The sequence below is a fragment of the uncultured Chitinophaga sp. genome (assembly GCF_937874145.1).
GTDB lineage: Bacteria > Bacteroidota > Bacteroidia > Chitinophagales > Chitinophagaceae > Chitinophaga.
Window position 1 is genome coordinate 1 of the sequence record NZ_CALNBI010000179.1, and the last position, 5,159, is coordinate 5,159.

Sequence of the window (5,159 nt, forward strand, 5' to 3'; positions counted from 1 at the left end):
TCATCACCACCAAAAAAGGCAAAGCGGGTAAAACGAAATTCAACGCCTCCGCGCAATATGGTATCAATAAACTGACGCTGAAGGATGAAGACCTTCCGCTCACGACCCCTGAAATGCTGGAGCTCCTCCGCGAAGGATGGGCCAATGCAGGGGAAGATCCCGCGGAGTTCGACGCGGAAGTGGAAGACAACGGCATCGACCCGAACCACACCACTGATTGGGTGGATGCGCTGATGCGCGACGGCAAGTTCCAGCAGTACGACCTGTCGGCTTCCGGAGGTAACGACAAAACCACGTTTTACATTTCCGGCGGGCTCTACAAAGCGGAAGCCGCGCTGAAAGGCGTGGATTACAACAGGATCACGTCCAAACTGGCCGTTACGCATAAAGTGAACGACCGCCTGAATTTCGATATGACCCTGGGCCTGGGCTATCAGCGATCCAATACGGTGTCGGAAGCCGGCGCTTTCGCCAACCCCGTGCGTTCTTTCTATCGCCTGCAGCCCTGGCTGAAGATCTATAAACCCGATGGCACCTACGACCTGTCGTACAACAGCACCCACAACCCGGTAGCCGTACTCGACAACAACAAGCGGACCGGCACCACCTATTCGCTGCTGGGGAATGTAGGCGCGGAATACCGCATCGCAAACGGGCTTACCTTCCAGTCTAAATTCGGGCTGGACCTCAACTACGCCGGCATGAACCTGTTCTGGGACCCCCGCTTCGGCGACGGCCGCAACTACAATGGTTACGGCAACTCCTCGACCCGCCTCTATCTCAACTGGATCTCCACCAACCTGCTGAAATACCGCAAGACGCTGGGCGAAGATCATGAGATCGACGTGCTGCTGGGTTACGAAGCACAGAAAACGACCATCAACGGCAACTCCGCCATCGGCACCAGCTTTTTGCCCAATACGCAGACCGTGGCCAACGCGGGCCTTCCGCTGTCGGTGTCTTCCACCATCCAGGAAGCGGCGCTGGCGTCGGTGCTGTCGAACGTCGGATATAATTACAAGCAGAAATATTATTTCAACGCATCCTTCCGCCGCGACGGTTCCTCCCGCTTCGGTACCAATTACCGCTACGGTAACTTCTGGTCGCTGGGCGCCAGCTGGGATATCACCGAAGAAAGTTTCCTGAAAAGCAGCCAAACGTTCAGCCTGCTGAAACTCCGCACCAGCTACGGGGTGAACGGTAACCAGGACATTGATTATTACGCTTCGCTGGGATTGTACTCCGCGAACCTCGTGTACAACAACGATCCGGCCTTCACTTTCAGCCAATATGAAAACAAAAACCTCACCTGGGAACAGAACAAGCCTTTCAACGTAGGGCTCGATTTTGGCCTGTGGAAGGGAAGGCTGAACGGTACGGTGGAATACTACACCCGCACCACCGCGAACCTGTTGCTGAATATTCCGATTTCTTCCGTGAACGGGCTTACCGGGTATATGGAGAATGTAGGCGCCATGCGGAACAGCGGCTGGGAACTGACGCTGAATTCCCGGAATATCGAAAGCGATCGGGAAGACGGGTTCACCTGGTCAGCCGACTTCAACATTTCCACACTCAAAAACCGCATCACCAAACTGACCGCGCCTATCCGTGGAACGTTTAACCGCGAGGTAGGGCTCGACTTCTATCAGTATTACCTGATTTCTTATGCCGGGGTTGATTCCGAAAACGGCGAAGCGCTCTGGTATTCGGATACGGCGCAAACGAAGAAGACGAATTCGTATGGGCAGGGAGTTCGCGTGAACCAGGGTTCCGCACTGCCGAAATTCTACGGCGGGTTGACGAATACTTTCACCTTCAAGGGTTTCAGCCTGAGCTTCCAGCTGTATTATAATTTCGGCAACAAGCTGTACGACGGATGGGGCACGTTCATCCACCCCGACGGCGCCACAGGGTTCGGCGCCACGGCCAAGATCAGCCGGTACAGCTACGACCACCGCTGGCGCAAGAAAGGCGACATCACCGATGCGCCGAAAATCACGCTGGGCGGCGGGCAAACGGGCGTTTCCAACCAGAACTCCTCCCGGTTTTTGTATGACGGCGATTACATCCGCCTGCGCGACGTATCGCTTGGCTATACGCTGCCGCGCCAGTGGTCCGGCAAGATCGGGGCCAGCAACGTGAAGGTATATTTCCGGGCCAACAACCTGTTTACCTGGGTGAAAGACAAGCGCCTGATGTACGATCCGGAGGTGCCGGTAACGGGCGATACGGACCAGCGCCCGCCGGTGTTTAAAACCATGCTGGCCGGCATTGACATTTCCTTTTAATCATTAAACCGGAAGAAAATGAGAACTATCAAAAACACGATATATGCATTGCTGGCGGGAACGATGGTATTGTCGTCCTGCGGGAAAGATTTTTTGACGCTGGAGCCGCAGCAGAACACGGAGGTGAGTGTGGCGATCCGGGATCTGCAGGGGATGCGCGCCGCGCTGAACGGGTTGTATTCCACGCTGCAAAGCGCCAGTTACTATGGCCGTACGGCTTCGATTCTGCCCGATCTCATGTCTGACAATGCGCAGATCGCGGTGAGCAATTCGAACCGTTACCTGGCGCAGGATCAGTATGTGACGGCGTCCAACGACGCGCAGGTGTCCGGTTTGTGGAACAACCTGTACGTGGTGGTGGCGAATGCGAATTTGCTGATTGAAAAAGGCGAGGCGCTGCAATTGCCGGTCGCGGATACGGCGGAGCAGCGGTATTTGCTGGGAGAAGCTTACGCTTTGCGGGCGCTGGCTTATTTCGACCTGGCGCGTTTTTTCTCGCAGCCGTATAATTACACGGCGGATGCTTCGCACCTGGGCGCGCCGATCGTGTTGAGGTCTTCGACCACGAAAGAGGGCGTGCTGTCGCCCTCGCGCAATACCGTGAAGCAGACGTATGACCAGGTGATCGCGGATTTACAAACGGCGATCGTGAAACTGAACCGGCGTACGAGCACAACTGTGAGGGCGCGGTTTAACCAATATGGAGCGAAGGCGTTGCTGTCGCGCGTATATTTATACACTGGAGAATGGGAGAAGGTGATTCCGTTGTGCAATGATGTGCTGGCAGCGGGCGCTTCGGCGTATTCACTGATCCCGGCGTCGACCTTGCTGGGGGATTTCCTGAAGCAGAATAATCCGGAAGTGATTTTCGAGGTGGCGAATACGGCGACGGATTACAATACGACCGATGCGCTGGGTTATTTTTACGACCAGGCTGGGTATGGCGATATGTTAGCGACTGCGGGTTTGTATAATAGTTACACCGCTACAGACGTGCGGAGGGGATTCATCACGCGGGGAAGGCGCGGGAGCGACAACCCGGCACACATTGTGGGGAAATATACCCGCAAGCCGGAGGAGAACGTGAAGCTGATCCGCCTGGCGGAGGTGTACCTGAACCGGGCAGAGGCGTATGCGCAGCTGGGAGAATGGGAAAATGCGGTGGATGATGCGAACGTGACGATTGCGCGGGCGGATTCGGATCCTGCATCTTTGTTGCCGAATACATTGACGGGGGAGCCGCTGATCGAGGCGGTACTGGCCGAGCGGCGGAAGGAGCTGGCTTTTGAAGGCCAGCGTTTGTTCGACCTTACGCGGTATAAGAAGAGTTTCGGGAAGATCCGCAGGGGAGGAGCTACTATCAATGTAACTTATCCCATGAACAAAGCGATCCTGCCGATCCCGTTGCGGGAAATGGATGCCAACAGGGGATTGACGGGGCAACAAAACCCGGGTTATTTTTAGTTGTATAGCGACGAAATTGGCATTAAAGGCGCCGGTCTCCTTCGGGAAGCCGGCGTTTTTTTATTTATCATGATATTTGGACGGAGGAAGATGGAATCCCGGCCTGTTTTTTGCTGCATTCAGCTTGCAGTGGCTGGTTTGCACGGGATGGGAAAAATTTTATTTGGACTTAAGTAACGTTCTTCTTATCTTGTCGGCCAGACGGTTTACGAAGGAATTTTTAACAGTGAAATTGTAAAATAAGAACCATCGCTGAACACGGATGTTACCCGCCGCCAACGCCATATCTGAGTAAAAAAGAATTGTCGGCAGTGAACGAAAACCACGGACGAATTGAATTATGAAACCAAAATTAATCGACCCACGTATGACTGAAATTGACACTACACGGGCTTTCGCCAGGCCACAATGCCGTCATTTCCGGTTAAGATTCAAGTAAAAGGACAAGTACATAGTTTCCGATGCCAATACTGATGCCGCCTGTGGTAATCAGTCCGGGAAAAACGTTGCTCAATTCAAAAACATCAACACATGAAAACATCCGCCTTCCCAACGCGGGTTTTTTGGGTGATTTTGCAAAATCGATTTAGTTGCCGCTTCCGGGGGTTATTTCCGGTAGTGATGCAGGCATTTATGCTTGCAGTAGTGCGGTCGGAATGCGAAATCGTGCGGGGAGTGGAAGAGGGACGTGCCTGGAGTAGCAAGGCCCGTTTGCGAAGTAAAACCTAACATAGTAAAACCAGTATACAGATACAACGCCATCTAACGCCGCCCACCGGTTTTGGACCGGGAATGTCGTTCCTCAATCCTAAAAAAATATCAAAAACATGAAAACATCCACCCTCCATCCACGGGCTTTCCGGGACGTTTTGCAAAATCGATTTAGCAAGGCGTTCTGGCTGGCCCTGCCAATTGTGCTGCTGGCCTGCATGCAGGCACTCGCACAATCCAGGAACATCACCGGCTCCGTTAAAGATGACTCCGGCGCCGCCCTCGCAGGCGTTACCCTCCAAATCAAAGGAACCACCACCGGCGCCGTCAGCGACGCCGACGGGAAATTCAAACTCACCGTTCCCAACGACAACGCCGTCCTCAACGTCTCCTTCATCGGATACGAACAACAGGAAATCCCCGTGGCAGGCAAGTCCGAAATCAATATCGTACTCCTCCTGTCCAAAAAAACACTGACCGACGTCGTCGTAGTAGGCTACGGCACCGTTGCCAAACGCAACCTCACCAGCGCGGTGACCACCGTTACCAGCAAGGATTTCGTGCAGGGCGGCTTCAACTCCCCGCTGCAACAGATCGATGGTAAAATCGCCGGCGTAACCGTTTCCAACGTCGCCGTATCCGACCCCAACAGGGGAGCAGAAGTACAGGTGCGCGGCGCAGGGTCCCTCGGTG

The 5,159-nt window shown here is 54.2% G+C and carries 3 protein-coding genes; all 3 read left to right on the forward strand.

The genetic code is table 11. The annotated features are described in order from the left end of the window. Positions 1 to 2,291, forward strand: a 2,291-nt coding sequence (locus Q0510_RS08440; protein ID WP_298710038.1) for a SusC/RagA family TonB-linked outer membrane protein, incomplete at its 5' end; no start/stop codon positions are given. Between the two features lie 18 nt (positions 2,292 to 2,309). Continuing rightward, positions 2,310 to 3,755 (forward strand): RagB/SusD family nutrient uptake outer membrane protein, encoded by a 1,446-nt coding sequence (locus tag Q0510_RS08445; RefSeq protein ID WP_298710040.1) that lies wholly within the window; start codon positions 2,310 to 2,312, stop codon positions 3,753 to 3,755. Between the two features lie 827 nt (positions 3,756 to 4,582). Further along, on the forward strand, positions 4,583 to 5,159 hold a 577-nt coding region (locus Q0510_RS08450; RefSeq protein ID WP_298710043.1), incomplete at its 3' end, for a carboxypeptidase-like regulatory domain-containing protein.